The sequence below is a fragment of the Streptomyces sp. WM6378 genome (assembly GCF_001279695.1).
Classification (GTDB): domain Bacteria; phylum Actinomycetota; class Actinomycetes; order Streptomycetales; family Streptomycetaceae; genus Streptomyces.
Genome location: NZ_LGDD01000290.1, coordinates 38338 through 55511 on the forward strand (window position 1 = coordinate 38338; position 17174 = coordinate 55511).

General features: G+C 72.1%; 4 protein-coding genes. All 4 read right to left on the bottom strand.

From position 1 onward, the window contains the following. Positions 1-3 precede the first annotated feature (3 nt). The 4 genes from ADK54_RS22415 to ADK54_RS22430 all read right to left on the bottom strand — a co-directional run bounded on the left by ADK54_RS22415 (position 4) and on the right by ADK54_RS22430 (position 17144). Positions 4-7671, bottom strand: coding sequence for a non-ribosomal peptide synthetase (locus ADK54_RS22415; RefSeq protein WP_053727468.1), 7668 nt, complete (start codon positions 7669-7671; stop codon positions 4-6). Continuing rightward, positions 7668-15455 carry a non-ribosomal peptide synthetase gene (locus ADK54_RS22420; RefSeq protein WP_053727469.1) on the bottom strand — a complete coding sequence of 2596 codons (7788 nt, stop codon included), beginning with the start codon at positions 15453-15455 and terminating at the stop codon, positions 7668-7670. The genes ADK54_RS22415 and ADK54_RS22420 overlap by 4 nt, the downstream gene beginning before the upstream one ends. A 39-nt stretch (positions 15456-15494) precedes the next feature. After that, on the bottom strand, positions 15495-16682 hold the full coding sequence (locus tag ADK54_RS22425; RefSeq protein WP_053727470.1) for an NAD(P)/FAD-dependent oxidoreductase: 1188 nt from the start codon (positions 16680-16682) through the stop codon (positions 15495-15497). 231 nt (positions 16683-16913) lie between these two features. Continuing rightward, complete coding sequence (locus tag ADK54_RS22430; RefSeq protein ID WP_053727523.1) at positions 16914-17144, bottom strand: acyl carrier protein; 231 nt, start codon at positions 17142-17144, stop codon at positions 16914-16916. Between the last annotated feature and the right edge of the window lie 30 nt (positions 17145-17174).

The following is a 17174-nucleotide window of genomic DNA, read 5'->3' on the forward strand; positions in this document are numbered from 1 at the left end:
TCCTCAAACGAACATCTGGCGGAGACTGGGGCGACGGGGCACGGCGGATTCCTCGTGCCACGCTGCGAGCGCGGCCACCGTCGGCAGATCGAAGACCTTGCGGATGGGGATCTCGGTCCCCAACTCGGTGCGGGCCCGGCTGATCAGCCGGGTGGCGAGCAGGGAGTGTCCCCCCAGCTCGAAGAAGCTGTCGTCGATGCCGACCCGGTCCAGGCCGAGCACCTCGGCGAACAGCTGGGCCAGGGTCTCCTCGCGGGGGGTGCGCGGCGCCCGGTAGGGGGCGCCGGTGAACTCCGGCTCGGGCAGCGCGGCCCGGTCCAGCTTGCCGTTGGGCATCAGCGGCAGCCGGTCCAGGAGCACCAGGGCGGACGGCACCATGAACTCGGGCAGCCGCTCGGCGACGAACCGGCGGATCTGCGCCGCGTCGGTCCCGCCCGACGTCACCACGTACGCGAGGAGCTGCTTGCCGTTGCCCGCGGCCTGGCGGGCGACGACGACGGCCTGGGTGACCTGGGGGTGCGCGGTGAGCGCGGCCTCGACCTCGCCGGGCTCGATGCGGAAGCCGCGCACCTTGACCTGCGCGTCGCCGCGGCCCGCGTACTCCAGTTGGCCCGCGTCGTTCCAGCGGGCCAGGTCGCCGGTGCGGTACATGCGCGAGCCGGCCGGGCCGTAGGGGTCGGCGACGAAGCGGTCGGCGGTCAGGTCGGGGCGGCCGTGGTAGCCGCGGCCCACGTTCCCGCCGACGTACAGCTCGCCGACCGTGCCCGGGGGTACCGGAGCGAGGGCGGAGTCCAGGACGTAGGCGCGCATGTTGCCGAGCGGGGTGCCGACGGGCGCGCTGCCGTCGGGGCCCGGTGTCGCGCCGACGGTGAAGGTGGTGGCGTAGAACGACTCGCTCTGCCCGTAGGCGTTGACGACCCGTACGCCCGGGAAGGCGTCCCGCACCTTCGCGATGAGCGACGAGGGCAGGGCCTCGCCCGCGAAGACGAGGGTCTCCACCTCGGTGCGGCCGCTGATGTCGTCGACGAGTTCGGCGAAGGCGGAGGGCACGGTGGAGATGACGCCGCCGCTCCAGGCCTTGCGCTCGCCCAGGACCAGGACGTCACGGACCAGTTCGACGACGCCGCCGGTGGCGAGGGTCGTGAAGATCTCGAACACCGAGACGTCGAAGTTGATCGAGGTGCCCGCCAGGAGCCGCTTGCCCGGCTCCAGGCCCACCCGCAAGGCCAGCTCCAGCACGCCGTTGACCACGTTGGCGTGGGTGATGGCGACGCCCTTGGGTTTGCCGGTGGAGCCGGAGGTGTACATCACGTACGCCAACTGATGGGCGTGGAGCGGCAGTTGGGGAGAGGCATCGTCCCCGGACAGGTCGAGCGTGTCGAGGAGGACGTCCGGCGCCCCGTGCTCCGGCAGCGCCGCGAGCGTCTGCGCGTCGGTCAGGACCAGGTGCGGCCGTGCCTCTTCGAAGATGGCCGCGAGTCGGTGGCTGGGGTACTTGGGGTCGACCGGCAGATACGCGCCGCCCGCCTTGAGGACCGCGAGCAGGGCGACCACCAGGTTGGCGGTGCGCGGCAGCGACACCGCGACGACCGACTCCGGGCCCACGCCGCGTCCGGCGAGTTCGCGCGCCAGGTGGTCGGCCCGCGCGTTGACCTCGCGGTAGGTGAGCGACTCGCCGTCGGTGACGAGGGCGACCGCGTCGGGGGTCCGCGCCGCCTGTGCCTCGACGAGCCCGTTGACCGTGACGTCGGGGGTGGGGACGGCCGTGTCGTTGAACTCGGCGAGCAGCCGCTCGCGCTCGGCCGGCTCCAGGATGTCGAGGCGCGCGAGCGACAGCTCGGGCTCGGCCGCCAACTGCCGCAGGACGCGCACGAGACGGGCCGCGATCACCTCGACGGTGTCCCGGTCGAAGACGCCCGGCGCGTACTGGAAGACGAGCTGGAGGTGCGGGTCGGCCGCCGCCATCAGGGCCAGCGGGTAGTTGGTGGCGGTGGACGGGCGCAGGCCCGTGAAGGCGATCCCGTCCGCGGCTTCGGTTGCGGCGCCGAGGCCCTCCCGGTCGATCGGGTACGACTCGAAGACGACCAGCGTGTCGAAGAGCGACGGCAGGCCGACGGCCTGCTGGATCTGGCTGAGCCCGTAGTGGTGGTGCTCCAGGAGTGCGGCCTGCCGGTTCTGGAGCCGGCCCAGGACCTCGGCGAGGGTGTCGCCGGGCGCGTACTCGACGCGTACGGGAAGGGTGTTGATGAAGTTGCCGACCATCGAGTCGACGTCCGTCACCGCGGGCGGGCGCCCGGAGACGGTGGCGCCGAACACCACGTCCGACCGGCCGGTGAGCCGGCCGAGCAGCAGCCCCCAGGCACCCTGGACCAGGGTGTTGACGGTGATGCCCAACTCGGCGGCCCGGCGGGCCAGTTCGTGCGCCTGGTCGACGGGAAGCGCGACCTCGACCTCGCCGACGCCCTGCTCGCCCGCGTCCTCGGCGCCGGGAGCGAGCAGCGTCGCCTCCTCGACTCCGGCGAGCTCGGCCGTCCACACCCGTGCGGACTCCGCCGCGTCCTGCTGGGCGCGCCAGGTCAGGAAGTCGCCGTAGTCGCGGGTGGCGGGCAGCGGGGCCGGGTCGCCGTGGGAGGCGTAGAGCAGCAGCAGGTCCCGCATCAGGAGCGGCATGGACCAGCCGTCGAGCAGCACGTGGTGACAGGTCATCACGAGTTCCGCGCGGCCGGGCTCCAGGACGGCGAGCGCCAGGCGGATCAGCGGTGGGGCGGCGGTGTCGAAGTGGGCGGCGCGGTCCTCGGTGAGGAACCGCTCGAACGTCTCGGTCCGCTCCGCGTCGCCGGTCAGGTCGAGGTGCCGCCAGGGCAGCGTCATGCCGTCCGCCGTCACCACCTGTACGACGTCGCCGTCGGCCCGGTCGACGAACGCGGCGCGCAGGTTGGCGTAGCGCCCGAGGAGCGCCTGCCCGGCGCGGCGCATCCGCTCGGGGTCGACGTCGCCGGAGAGGTGGAACACCATCTGCATGTGGTATGGGTCGAACGCCGTCCCGGCGAGCATCGTGTGGAAGAGCATCCCGGACTGCGCCGGGGTCGTCGGCCATATCCCGGTCAGCTTGCCGAACCGGGCCTCCCAGGTGTCGATCTCCTGCTGGCTCACGTCGACCAGGGGTGCGTCGCTCGGAGTCAGGCCGCCCGCCCCGGGGGTCGCCGCGTGCTGGGCCAGGGCGGTGAGCGCCTGGACCCAGAGCCCGGCCAGCTCGGTCACCTCGGTGCGGGAGAGCACCCCGGTGGGGAAGCCGAAGGAGGCGGTCAGCCGGTCGCCGTCAGGGGCACTGGTGCACACCGCGTTGATCTCCAGCGCGGACAGCACCGGCATGTCGCCGTCCGGCGCGGCGACCAGGTCGCGGTGGGTGGTGTCCGCTGCCCAGCCCAGGCCGCGCAGGTCCTGGGGGAGGTCGGCCAGGGAGGTCCGGCCGAGGTAGTTGAACCCGATCTGGGGGGCCCGCCCGGCGGCCAGGGCGGCGGCCGTCTCGGGGTTGAGGTGGCGCAGCAGGCCGTAGCCGATGCCCTTGTCCGGCACCGCCCGCAGCTGCTCCTTGACGGCCTTGACCGCCCGTCCGGCGGCGGGGCCGCCGGCGAACGCGTCGGCCAGGTCCAGGCCGGCCAGGTCCAGGCGCACCGGGTACAGCGAGGTGAACCATCCGAGCGTGCGCGACAGGTCCGCGCCGGGCACCAGGTGCTCTTCGCGGCCGTGGCCCTCCATCCGCACCAGCGTCGAGGCCCCGGGCACGCCGCGGGTGTGCCGCCAGCGGGCCAGCGCCAGCGCGAGCCCGGCCAGCAACGCGTCCTCGGCGCCCCCGCGGAACACCGCGGGCAGCGTGGTCAGCAGGGTCCGGGTGACCTCGGCCGGGACGTCGACCCGCACCGTGTCCACGGTGGAGGCGACATCGCGCGCCGGGTCCAACTCACGGGCCCCGAGCGCGGGTTCGTCCCCGCGCAGGATCTCCTGCCACAGCGGCAGTTCGCGCGCCACCCGCTCCGGGTCGGCCGCGGCGTCCACGAGGGCGTGCGTCCACCGGCGCAGCGAGGTGCCCGCGCGGTCCGGTTCGGGCTGCCTGCCCTGCCGGATCCGCTGCCAGGCCGAGACGAGGTCCGGCAGCAGGATGCGCCAGGACACGCCGTCGACGGCCAAGTGGTGCAGCACGATCAGGAGCCGGTCCGGGTCCGTGTCGGAGGTGAACCGCACGAACTGCGCCATGACACCCGCGTCGGGGTCCAACCGGCCTGCGGCCGCGTCCAGTTCGGTCTGTACGTCACTGTCGGCGGGGACCTCCCGCAGCAGTGCGCGGGCGTCCACGGTGCCGGGCGCCGCGATCTGCAGGCCGGGCACCGGCCGGTCGAGCCGGGAGCGCAGCACGTCGTGCCGGTCCAGTACGGCCTGCACGGTGGCGAGCAGTTCCGCGCGGTCGATGCCCTCGGGCAGGCGCAGCAGGCCGGCCATGGAGAAGCGGCCGATGCCGCCGCCCAGGGCGAGGACGTGGGCCGCCATCGGCGGCAGCGGGGCCCAGCCGACGCCGCCGCCGGGCAGCTCGGCCAGGGTGACGCGCTCCTCGCTGCGTCCTTCGACCAGTTCCGCGAGCCGGGCCACCGTGCGGTGCTCGAAGACCTCGCGGGTGCTGACCGGGTAGCCGAGCGCCCTGGCGCGCACGACGACCTGGATGGAACGGATGCTGTCTCCACCGATGGAGAAGAAGTCGTCGTCGACGCCGACCGCGGCCCGGCCGAGCACGTCGGCGAACAGCGCGCAGAAGTCCTCCTCGCGCTGGTTGCGCGGTGCCCGGCCGGCCGAGGGCCGGGCGTAGTCGGGGGCCGGCAGCGCCCGGCGGTTGACCTTTCCGGCCGGCGACAGCGGCATCTCGGCGAGCGGCACGATGGCGGTGGGCACCATGTAGTCCGGCAGCCGTCCGCGCAGGTGGGCGGGCAGCTCGGCGAGCAGCGCGGCCACGGCGTCCGGGTCGTCGGACTCGGGGACCACGTAGCCCACGATGCGCTTGCCGTCCGGTTCGTCGCGTACGACGACGACGGCCTGAGCCACCCCGGGGTGCCCGGCCAACGCGTGCTCGATCTCGCCCAGTTCGATCCGGAAGCCCCGGACCTTCACCTGGAAGTCGGTGCGCCCGACGTACTCCAGGCGGCCGTCCTTGCCCCAGCGCACCAGGTCTCCGGTGCGGTACATCCGAGCGCCGGCCGGGCCGAAGGGGCAGGCCACGAACCGCTCCGAGGTCAGCTCGGGGCGGCCGAAGTAGCCGCGGGCCAGTCCGTCGCCGGCGATGTACAGCTCGCCCTGCACCCCGCGCGGGACCGGCTTCAGGGCGGCGTCGAGCACGTACACCTGGGTGTTGCCGATCGGCGCGCCGATGGCCACACCGGTGCCCGCGCGCACGGGCGCCATGGTCGACCAGATCGTCGTCTCGGTCGGGCCGTAGACGTTGAGCACGTCGGCGGCCCGGTCGGCCAGGGTCTCGGCGAGCCGGGGCGGCAGCGCCTCGCCGCCGACCAGGACCCGCAGGCCCTTGGCGGCGTCCGGCGCGTGCATCGCCAGGATCTGCCAGAAGGCGGGGGTCGCCTGGACGACGGTGACCTCGTGACGGCGCAGCACCTCGACTACGGCCGAGGGGTCGGTGACGGTGTCCTTGCCCGCGAGCACCACCGCCGCTCCTGAGATCAGGGGCAGGTACAGCTCAAGTGCGGCGATGTCGAACGAGACCGTCGTCACCGCGAGCCAGCGGTCGGCGGGCGAGAGCGGGACCCGCCGGCCCATCGTGGCCAGGAAGTTCGCCAGCGCGCCGCGCGGGATCGCCACGCCCTTGGGGTTTCCGGTCGAGCCCGAGGTGTAGATGACGTACGCGGTGTTGTCGGGCGTGACGCGCGGGGCCGGCGCCGAGTCCGGGCAGCCGGAGCGGTCCGCGCCGGCCAGCACGTCGGGGTCGAGGACGAGCGCGGGACGGGCGTCGGCCAGGATGTAGTCGATCCGGGAACCGGGGTGGTCCGGGTCGATCGGGAGATAGGCCGCGCCCGCCTTCAGCACGGCCAGCAGGGCGACCACCAGGTCCGCGGACCGCGGCAGGCGGACCGCCACCAGCGACTCGGGGCCCACACCGCGGTCGATCAGCCAGTGCGCGAGCCGGTTCGCCTGCGTCTCCAGCTCGCCGTAGGTCAGCGACCTGTCCTCGGCGGCGACGGCGAGCGCCTGCGGCGTCTGCCGGGCCCGTCGGGACACCGACTCCACCAGGCCGGTCTCCAGCGTGGGCTCGACCGTGTCGTTCGCGGTACGCAGCAGCCAGGTGTGCTCGTCCTCGTCGAGCACGTCGACGTCGCCGAGCCGGGCGTCCGGCTCGGCGACGACCTGCTCCACGATGCGCACGAACCGGTCGACGACGGCGGCGGCGGTGGCGGGGTCGAACAGGTCCGCCGCGTATTCGAGCCGCCCGTGGGCGCGGCCGGAGGCGTCCGGCACGATGTTGAAGTACAGGTCGTACTTGGCGGTGTCGGTGCCCAGCGCGACGGGGGTGACCCGCAGCCCCGGGATCTCGATCTCCGGCCACACGAACTGCCAGGCCAGCATCACCTGGAACAGCGGGGTGTAGGCGGTGGAGCGCTCCAGGTCGAGGAGCTCCACCAGCCGCTCGAACTGGACGTCCTGGTTGTCGTAGGCGGCCAGCGCCTTGTCGCGCACCTGCTCCAGTACGTCGCCGAACGACGGGTTCCTGGAGAGGTCGGCACGCAGCACCCAGGTGTTGACGAAGAACCCGATCAGATCGGCCAGGGCCTCGTCGGTGCGCCCGGCGATGGGGCTGCCGATCGTGACGTCCTCGCCGGCGCCGAGCTTGTTCAGGAGCACGGCGAGGGCGGCCTGGGCCACCATCGGCAGGGTGGCGCCGTGCTCGGCGGCCAGCTTCCCGAGCCCGGTGACCACGTCGGTCTCCAGGAGGAATTCGACGTGGCCGCCGCGGTGGCTGATCACCCGCGGCCGCGGCCGGTCGAGCGGCAGCTCCACCGGCTGCGGCACACCGTCCAACTCCCGCTGCCAGTAAGCGAGTTGGGGAGCGGCGACGCCGTCCTCGCCGCCGTCCTCGCCGAGCAGCTGGCGCTGCCACAGGGTGTAGTCCTTGTACTGCACCGGCAGCGGCGTCCACTGCGGGGCGCTCTGGTTCTGGCGGGCCGTGTACGCCGACACCAGGTCGCGCAGGAACGGTGCCATCGACGAGCCGTCCGCGGCGATGTGGTGGAACACGAACGCCAGGACGTGCTCCTGCGGGGAGACGCGGAAGACGGTGGTCCGCAGCGGGAGTTCCGTCTCCAGGTCGAAGCCCCGGGACACCTCCTCGTCCAGGGCGGCGTCCACCGCGTCCGCGGCCACGTCGACCACCTGGAACTGGGAGGCCGTGTCCTGCGGGGGCAGGATCAGCTGTTCCGGCGTGCCGTCCGCGTCCTCGGCGATCAGCGTGCGCAGGCTGTCGTGCCGGTTGGCGACGTCCGTCACGGCCGCGGCCAGGGCCGCCGTGTCGAGCGGCCCCTCCAGGCGCAGCACGAACGGGATGTTGTAGGTCGAGGTCGGCCCTTCCAGATGGTGGAGGAACCACATCCGGCGCTGGGCGAAGGACAGCGGAATCATCGACGCGTCTCCTGAACGGTCATCTGGCCCAGCTTGGGGCGCAGTTGGGGCCGGTTCGACGTGGCCAGTTCCTCGATCTCGACCGCCAGCTGGGCGACGGTCGGGTTGCGGAACACCGTGGTGACCTTCACGTCGACATTGAGCTCGTTGCGGATGCGGCCGATCAGCCGGGTGGCCAGCAGCGAATGCCCGCCGTGGTCGAAGAAGTCGACGTCGATGCCGACCTCCGCCACACCCAGCAGCTCGGCGAACAGCCGGCACAGGACTTCTTCCCTGGGGGTGCGCGGCTCTCGTCCGACCGCGGCTTCGGTGTACTCCGGGGCGGGGAGCGCCTTGCGGTCGAGCTTCCCGCTCGGCGTCGAGGGGAGCTCGGCGAGCGGCACGAGGGCCGAGGGGACCATGTACTCCGGCAGGTTCTGCCGGGCCAGGTCCGTCAGGGCGGTGAGGTCCAGCTGGGCCGGATTCTTGCCGTTGCCCGCCACCACGTAGCCGACCAGGCGCTGGTCACCGGGGCGGTCCTCGCGCACCAGGGCCACGGCGCCGTCGACGTCGGGGTGCTTGGCCAGTACGGTCTCGATCTCGCCCAGTTCGATGCGGAAGCCGCGGATCTTGACCTGGAAGTCGGTCCGGCCGATGTACTCGACCTGGCCTTCCCGGTTCCACCGCACCAGGTCCCCGGTGCGGTACATCCGGGAGCCCGGCTCGCCGAAGGGGCAGGCGACGAAGCGGTTGGAGGTCAGCCCGGTCTGGCCGAGGTAGCCCCGGGCGAGCCCGGCACCGGCCAGGTACAGCTCGCCGGCGACGCCGGGCGCCACCGGACGCAGCGCTGCGTCCAGGACGTACACCTGGGTGTTCCACACCGGGGCGCCGATCGGCACCCGGTCCGCGCCCGGCACGTGCTGGTGGGCGGTGACCTCGACGGAGGCCTCGGTGGGCCCGTAGAGGTTGTGCACCCCGCAGCCCGGAAGGAGTTCGGCGAAGCGGTTGGCGAGCGCGGGCGGGAACGCCTCGCCGGCGACCTCGATCCAGCGCAGGCTGTCGCACTCCTTGGCCGAGGGCTCGTTGACGAAGGCCTCAAGGAGAGAGGGCACGAAGTCCGCGCCGGTCACGCCCTCGCGCTGGATCAGGTCGGCGAGGTAGGCGGGGTCGCGACGGCCGTCCGGGCGCGCGATGACCACGGCGGCGCCGACCTGGAGCGGCGCGAAGATCTCCGGCACCGACACGTCGAAGCTCGCCGTCGTGCTGAGCAGGACGCGGTCCTCGACGCCGACGTCGAAGTGCGCCAGGCCCCACTTCAGGCGGTTCATGATCGAACGGTGGGCCACCTGAACGCCCTTGGGGCGGCCGGTGGACCCGGAGGTGAAGATGGCGTACGCGGCGTTGTCCGGCGTCAGGGCGCGCTCGGGGTTCGTCTCCGGGTAGCCGAGGACGTCCGGCAGGTCCGCGTCGAGCACGAGCAGCGGCTGGGCGGCGTCGAGCACGTGGCGCACCCGGTCCTCGGGCAGTTCGGTGTCGATCGGCACGTAGGCCGCGCCGGCCTTGACCACCGCGTAGAGGGCGACCATCAGGTCCACGGAGCGCGGGATGCGGACGGCGACCAGCTGCTCGGGGCCGGCGCCCTGCTCGACGAGCCAGTGGGCCAGCCGGTTGGCGCGGCGGTTGAACTCGCCGTACGTCAGCCTCTCCTGCTCGCCGATCAGCGCCAGGCGGTCGGGCTCACGGTCCGCCTGAGCCTCGAACGCACCCGGCAGAGTGTCCGCCGCCACGGGATGCGCGGTGTCATTGATCCCCCTCACCAGCCAGTCGCGCTCCTCTGCCGACAGCACCTCCATGGCCCCGACGCTCGTCTTCGGGTCTTCGAGCACCTGCTCCAGGACCTGGACGAGCCGGGCGGCGATCACCTCGGCCGCGTCGCGGGTGAACAGGGTGGTCTGGTAGTCGAGGGACAGGCGCAGGTAGGGGTCGGAGGAGTTGAGGGTGAGCGGGTAGTGCGAGCCCGCGAACGGCCGGATGGCGTCGATCGTGATGCCCGCCGACTCGTTGGCCTCGACGATGCCCTCGCGGTCGATCGGGTAGTTCTCGAAGACGACGATCGTGTCGAACAGGGAGGGCAGCCCGACGCCGCGCTGGATGTCGGCCAGCCCGTAGTAGTGGTGGTCGAGCAGCGAGATCTGCCGGTCCTGGAGGTCGGTGATGACGTCGCCCACGGTGTGCTCGGCCCGGCAACGCACCCTGGTCGGCAGGGTGTTGATGAACAGGCCGACCATTTCGTCCGAACCGATCAGGTCCGCCGGGCGGCCGTTGACGGCGGCGCCGAACACGACGTCCTGCTGTCCGGTCAGCTTCGACAGGAGGATGGCCCACGCGCCCTGGAGGAGCGTGTTGAGGGTGACGCCGAGTTCCGCGGCGCGCCGGGACAGTTCGCGGCCCTTGTCGATGGACAGCGGCACCTCGACGCGGCCGAGTGCCTTCGCCTCGCCCTGTTCGGCGAGGTCCGCGGCCATGAGCGTCGGCTGCTCGAAGTCGGCGAGCTCGTCCTTCCACCGGGCGGCGGAGGCGTCCCGGTCCTGCTGGGACAGCCAGCCCAGGTAGTCGCCGTAGCTGCGGACCGGAGCGAGCTCCTCGTCCCCGGCGTACAGCCGGACCAGGTCCTTGATGACCAGTGGCGACGACCAGCCGTCGAACAGCGTGTGGTGCGCCGTGAGGATGAGCTTGGCCTTCTGGGGCCCGCAGGTGAGCAGGGCCAGGCGGATCAGCGGCGGCCGGGACGGGTCGAGCCGGTCGGCCCGGTCGTCGGCGAGCGCCTGGTCGACGGCCGCGGTCTGCTCGGCCTCACCGAGCCCGGTCAGGTCGATGTGCCGCCAGGGCACGGGGACGTGCTCGGCCACGATCTGGACCGGGTCGCCGTCGGCGCCGGCGACGAACGCGGAGCGCAGATTGGGGTAGCGCTCCAGGAGCGCCTGTCCGGCCGCCCGCATGCGCTCCGGGTCCACGTGTCCGGACAGGTGCAGCAGGAACTGCATGTGGTAGACGTCGAAGGTGTCCTCGGCGAGCGCCGCCTGGAACTGGATGCCGGACTGTCCCGGGGCCTGCGGCCACACCTGGACGAGCTTGCCGTAGCGCTCCTCCCAGCCGTCGATCTCGTCCTGCCCGACCGAGACCAGCGGGGCGTCGGAGGGGGTGAGGCCACCGATCCCCGGCCGTGCGGCGTGCGCGGCCAGGCCGTGCAGCGCCTCCACCCACAGGTCGGCCAGTTCGACGGTCCGCTCGCGGGACAGCAGTCCGGTGGGGAACATGAAGACCGTCTGCAACCGGGTGCCGTCGGCGGTGTCCGTGGCGACCGAGTTGACCTCAAGGGCGGACAGCGCGGGCAGGTCCGGGTCGGGCAGCGCGATCAGCTCGGCGGACCAGGACGCCGGTCCCCACCCCTGCGCGCGCAGGTGCTCGGGCACGTCGGCGTCGGAGATCCGGCCGAGGTAGTTGAATCCGATCTGCGGCGCCGCGTACTCGGCGAGCTGTTCGGCGGTCTCCGGGTTGAGGTAGCGCAGCAGTCCGTACCCCATGCCCTTGTCCGGGATGCCGCGCAGCTGCTCCTTGACCAGCTTGATCGCCTTCCCGGCGGCGGGGCCGCCGGCCAGCGCGTCGGCCAGGTCCACTCCCCGCACGTCGACCCGGGCCGGGTACATGCTGGTGAACCAGCCGACGGTCCGGGAGAGGTCGGCCCCGGGGACGATGTCCTCCTCACGGCCGTGGCCCTCCAGACGGACCAGGGTCGAGCCGTCCGCGTCGCGCCACCGGTTCACCGCCAGGGCGAGCGCGGCGAGCAGCACGTCGTTCGCGGTGCCCCGGAACGCGGTGGGCAGCTTGGTCAGCACCGCCTCGGTGACCTCGGCGGGCAGCTCCACGCGTACGGTGTCGATCGTGGACCACACGTCCACCGCGGGGTCCAACGCCCGCGTGCCCAGCAGGGGGTCCGGCGCTTCCAGCAGGTCGCGCCAGTACGCCAGTTCCGCCTCCCGCTCGGGCGAGAACGCCTCGTCCTGGAGCGCCGACGCCCAGCGGCGGGCCGATGTGCCCACCGCGGGCAGCTCGGGGGTCGTGCCGGAGCGGACCTGTTGCCACGCCTCGGCGAAGTCCGACATGAGGATGCGCCAGGAGACGCCGTCCACCGCCAGGTGGTGCAGCACCACGAGCAGTCGGCCCTCTCCGGAGGGCGCCGCGAACCAGACGAAGTCCGCCATGGTCCCGGCCTGAGGGTCGAGCCGGCCCACCGCGTCGTACAGCTCCGCCTGCGCCGCCTCCAGCGAGGACGACTCGTCCCACCGGCCGTCGCAGTCGACCCGGCGGATCAGGTCGGCCGCCCGCACGGCGCCCTGCGGGCGCACGTCGAGGGCGAGTTCGGCGCCGCGCACCAGCCGGGCGCGCAGCAGGTCGTGCCGGTCGAGCACGGCGTCCAGCGTCGCGGCCAGGCCGTCGGCGTCGATGCCCGTGGGCAGTTCGAGGACCATCGACATGGCGAACCGGTTCATCCCGCCGCCGTGTTCGAACACGTGCCGCGCCACCGGCTGCAGCGCCAGCTCTCCGACGCCGCCGCCTTCGAGCTCGGCGAGCGCGGGCACCTGGTCGCGCCGGTCGGCGGCCACCTCGGCGAGGCGGGCCGCCGTGCGGCACTCGAAGATCTCGCGGGTGGTGAGGTTCAGGCCCCGGGCGCGGGCGCGCGCCACGACCTGGATGGATCGCAGGCTGTCGCCGCCGACGGCGAAGAAGTCGTCGTCGATGCCGACGCGGTCCACGCCGAGCACGTCGGCGTAGGCCGCGGTGACGATCTTCTCGGCCTCGGTACGCGGCTCCCGGTAGGCCTCGCCCAGGAACTCCGGCTCGGGCAGCGCCGAGCGGTCCAGCTTGCCGGTCGGTCCCAGCGGCAGCCGGCTGACGGCCACGAACGCGGACGGCACCATGTAGTCGGGCAGCCGGGCCGAGACGAACTTGCGCAGCTCGGCGGAGGAGGCTCCGGCCTGCACGTCCACGTCGCCGATGCCGCCGGCGCCGTCGTCACCGACGGCTCCCTCGCCGATGTGCACCACGTACGCGACGAGCCGCTTGCCGCCCGAGGGCACCTCGCGGCTGATCACCACGGCCTCGCTGATGCCGGGGTGCGCGGTGAGCGCCGCCTCGACCTCGGACGTCTCGATGCGGAAGCCGCGCACCTTGACCTGGCCGTCTCCGCGGCCCACGCACTCCAGTTGGCCGTCCTCGTTCCAGCGGGCGAGGTCGCCCGTGCGGTACATCCGCTCGCCGGTGCCGAACGGGCTCGCCACGTAGCGCTCGGCGGTCAGGCCCGCGCGCCCCTGGTAGCCGCGGCCGAGGCAGGTGCCGACCACGTACAGCTCACCGATCACGCCCTGCGGAACCGGGGCGAGGCCCGGACCGAGGACGTAGGCGCGCATGTTCCCCAGCGGGGTGCCGATGGGTGCCACGTCGCTCTGCGCCCACTCCTGGGACGGGGCGAGGGAGAAGGTGGTGGCGTAGAAACTCTCGCTCTGGCCGTAGGAGTTGACGATCTGCACGCCGGGCAGGGCTTCGCGCACCTGGCGCACCAGCCGGGCCGGGAGCACGTCGCCCGCGAAGACGATCGTGCGCACGTCGGTCGTCCTGTCGAGGTGGCCCACCAGTTCGCCGAGGACCGAGGGGACCCCGCTGATGACCTGGCCGTCCCAGCTGTCGCGCTCGGCGAGCGCCAGCGCGTTGGGCACCACTTCGGCGGTGCCGCCGGTGGACAGGGCGGTCAGCAGCTCGAAGACGGAGACGTCGAAGTTGACCGAGGTGCCGGCCAGCATCCTCCAGCCGGGCTGCGCGTCGAGGACGCGGACCAGTTCCCGCACGCCGTTGACGACGCCCCGGTGGGTGATCGCCGCGCCCTTGGGCTTGCCCGTGGAGCCGGAGGTGTACATCACGTAGGCGAGGTTGTCCGGGCCGAGCGGCGCGAGGCGGGCGGCGTCGTCGGGCGCTCCCGCGGGCGTGTCCCATTCGGCGCGGAGGTCGAGGTTGATGCTCGCCAGGTCGTGCGGCGGCAGCTCCTGACCGGTCGCGGTGTCGGTGACCACGAAGCGCGGGCGTGCTTCGGACAGCACGGTCTGCGCGCGTCCGGCGAGGTACTGCGGGTCCATCGGCACGTATCCGGCACCGGACTTGAGGATGCCGAGCAGGCCGGCCACGAGGTCCTCGGTGCGCGGAAGCGCGAGCACCACCAGGTCCTCCGGCCGGGCGCCGCGCCTCAGCAGCTCCCAGGCGACGGCGTTGGACCGGTCGTCGAGTTCCCGGTAGGTCAGCGTCCGTCCGTCGCACTCGATCGCCGGCGCGTCGGGGGTCCTGGCCACCTGGGCCTCGAAGAGGTCCGGAACGGTCAGCTCGGACGGCGCCGTGGCGTTGTCGTTGAACCGGTCGAGCAGGAGGTGCCGTTCGGCCGGGTCGAGCACGTCGATGCCGCCGATGGCACGTGCCGAGTCGGCCACGAGCTCGCCCAGAACGCGCACGAACCGCTGCGCGAGGCTCTCGACGGTGCGCCGGTCGAACAGGTCGGTGGAGTACTCCAGACGCACTCCGGCCCCGCCGGAACCGTCCGGGATCATGTTGAAGAAGAGGTCGAACTTGGCCGTCTTGGTCTCAAGCGTCTCGGACTCGGCTTCGAGGCCGGCGAAGTCCAGCGCGCCCAGCGGCTCCTGCCAGGCGAGCATGACCTGGAAGAACGGGTGGTAGGAGGTGGACCGGTCCGGGTTGAGCAGCTCCACCAGGCGCTCGAACGGCATGTCCTGGTTGTCGTAGGCGGCCAGCGCCCGGTCGCGCACGCGCTGGAGCAGCTGGTGGAAGGTCGGGTTGCCGGAGAGGTCGACGCGCAGCACCCAGGTGTTGACGAAGAACCCGACGAGGTCGCGCAGCTCCTCGTCGGTGCGGCCCGCGATCGGCGCGCCGATGGGTATGTCGTCACCGCACCCGAGGTGGTGCAGGAGCACCGCGAGCGCCGAGTGCATGACCATCGACACCGTGATGTCCTGCTCGGCGGCCAGCTTCTCCACGGCCCTGAGCAGGTCGGGGGCGACGGGGAACTGGACGAGGTCGCCGCGGGTGCTCGTCACCCGCGGTCGCTGACGGTCCGTCGGCAGGGCCAGCGGCTGCGCCATGTCGGCCAACGCCTCGCGCCAGTACGCCAGTTGCCGGGCGGCCAGGCTCTCCGGGTCGGACTCGTCGCCGAGCACGTCCTGCTGCCACAGCGTGTAGTCCGCGTACTGCACCGGGAGCGGCTCCCACACCGGGGCCCCGCCCTCCTTGCGGGCCGCGTACGCCACGGTGAGATCACGCAGCAGCGGCCCGAGCGACTCCCCGTCCAGGGCGATGTGGTGGACCACCAGCACGAAGGTGTGCTCGCGCGGTCCGGTCCGCACCAGGCCGGCGCGGATCGGCACGTCGACGGCCAGGTCGAAGGTCTGCTTGGCCACCGCGTCGACCGCCGCCGCCCGCTCCTCCTGCGTGACGTCGACGACCGGCAGGTCGAACGGCTTCTCCCCGGCCGCGAGCACCTGCTGGTGCGGGACGCCGTCGTGGTCCTCGACGATCACCGTGCGCAGGACCTCGTGCCGCTCGATGACATCGCGGAGCGCCGCCTCAAGGGCTCCGACGTTCAACTCACCGGTCAGCCGCAGGGCGAAAGCGCCGTTGTAGGTCGGCGAAGGGCCTTCGAACCGGTCCACGAACCACAGCCGGCGCTGCGCGAAGGACAACGGGATCATTGTGTCTCCAAATCGGCAAACCAGGGAGCAGGTCGTAAGTCAGCTCTGGTCGAGCAGGGTCAAGAGGTCTTCGTTGTAGAAGTCGTCGATGGAGCACGCCCCCGACAGCGTCGAGAAGTACCGGTCGATGTGCTCCTGGTGGCCGACGAGCTTGCGCAGCATGTCGGTGCGGCCCTCGGGCTTGAGTTCGGCCACGTTGAGCGCGCCCTGGTAGTGGCTGAGGGCTTCGCCGTTGAGGTCGTTCTCGTAGCGCCTGAGCGCGGTCTTGAGCGGCGCGTCCTCGTGCAGGCGCTGCCCGATGTGGTCGGTGAGGGACTGGGCCTGCACGAAGGCCTCGGTGATGCCGCGGGCCGTGATGGAGTCCTTGTGGTTCACCGCGTCGCCGACCAGGACCCAGCCGGGCCCGTAAGCCTTGCGGAAGAAGTTCTCCTGGTGCCCGGTGCCGTACATCTGCTCCTCGCGGGTGCCCTCGGACATCCGCTCGTACAGGTCGGGGGCCGTGGTGCGGACGGCTTCGAGGTAGGCGGGCTCCACGGCCTTGCGGACCTCGTTGTAGTCGGCCTGCGGGAAGTACGTCATGATCAGCTTGAGGTCGTCGTTGGTGGGGACGGCGGCGACCCAGCGCCCCGGCCGCTCGTACAGCTCGAAGCTGGAGGGCACCCCGGACCAGTAGCTGTAGTAGACGCAGGTCGCCCGCGGGTGCTCGATGACGTAGGGCGCACCGGCCTTGCGGGCCACCAGCGAGCGCATGCCGTCCGCGCCGACGACCAGGCGTGCCCGGTCCGTCGCCTCGGCGCCGCCGGGCGTCGTGTACCGCACGCCGACGACCCGGTCGTCCTCCCACAGCAGGTCGTTGACCGCGCAGCCCTCACGGAACTCCACGCCGGCCGCCGCGGCACCGGCCGCGAGGATCGGGTCGAGCACGTAGCGCCTGGGCGCGTACGTGGTCGTCTGGCCGTCCATCGGCAGGGAGAAGCCGTCGATGCGGACGCCGGGGCCCTCGTAGCTCTCGTGGGTGATCGGCGTGCAGCCCGTGTCGCGGATCTTGTCGAGCAGCCCCCACCGGTTGAGCAGTGCCACGCCCTGCATGTGGATGTAGTGCGAGGACAGCGTGTCCTGCGGGAATCGTGCTTTCTCCAGGAGCAGGACGCGGTATCCCTGCTGCGCGAAGAGCATGGCCGTCGGCGAACCCGCACAACGGGCACCTATGACAATCACGTCGTACATGGCGCGCCTCTCTTACCAGGTAGTTTTTGAGCCAATGCGGCTGCAGCCGTAAATTCCATTGCAATGGGGCGCGCTATCGACGCAGCGAAAGAAATGAATGCTGCGGAGCACGAATATGATGCTAGCCGCGCGAACCGGCGGGAAAAACACGTTCGGCACCGCGCGGAGTCGGCGCCGGGGCTGTGGTGTGTCTCGCCGGCGGGACACACCACGGCGCCAACTCGCCCGTCGTTACTGGGCCACCGCGGTCAGGGACTCGATGTACGCGGAGATCGAGGCCACCGTCGGGTTGAGGAACATCTGGTCCATCGGGACCTCGACGCCCAGTTCCTCGAAGAAGGCGCCCTGAATCCTGACCATGATCAGGGACTGGCCGCCCAGGGCGAAGAAATCATCGTCGTCGGATATGTCGTCGCGCTTGAATTCCCGGCACCAAATGGCCCGCACACTGTCGGCGATCATCACAGTCCTCTCGGTTCTCATCAAGGTCCG

Excerpts from the sequence above, each read along its gene's own strand:
- ADK54_RS22415 (WP_053727468.1), bottom strand. The coding sequence starts at position 7,671 with ATGATTCCGCTGTCCTTCGCCCAGCGCCGGATGTGGTTCCTCCACCAT.
- ADK54_RS22420 (WP_053727469.1), bottom strand. The coding sequence starts at position 15,455 with ATGATCCCGTTGTCCTTCGCGCAGCGCCGGCTGTGGTTCGTGGACCGG.
- ADK54_RS22425 (WP_053727470.1), bottom strand. The coding sequence starts at position 16,682 with ATGTACGACGTGATTGTCATAGGTGCCCGTTGTGCGGGTTCGCCGACG.
- ADK54_RS22430 (WP_053727523.1), bottom strand. The coding sequence starts at position 17,144 with ATGATCGCCGACAGTGTGCGGGCCATTTGGTGCCGGGAATTCAAGCGC.